A 255-nucleotide genomic window follows, 5' to 3' on the forward strand; every position below is an offset into this window, starting at 1 on the left:
CTAGAAAGTGTTTTTCTCTTGGTTTAGATCTTGAGACGCACGGCTCAAATCTTTTTAAAAATGGTGCTGTTACTTCAGGTGTTTTAGAAACTGATGAAGAACTTACTGATACAGCATTTGGTAGGCTTAAAACAGAGTTTACTGAAAATCATACAGGGCTTACCAATGTTTATAAGCCAATGATTTTAGAGAAGGGACTTAAGTGGAAACCAACAGCACTCAATCTTGAAGACTCTCAATTTCTTGAAACGAGAA

General features: G+C 36.1%; 1 protein-coding gene. It reads left to right on the top strand.

All coding sequences use genetic code 11. From position 1 onward, the window contains the following. Window positions 1–255: phage portal protein (locus EAH57_RS15860; RefSeq protein WP_147440136.1), on the top strand; the 255-nt coding region annotated here is incomplete at both ends.

Source organism: Acinetobacter sp. 2JN-4, from assembly GCF_003687745.1.
Lineage (GTDB): Bacteria > Pseudomonadota > Gammaproteobacteria > Pseudomonadales > Moraxellaceae > Acinetobacter > Acinetobacter halotolerans.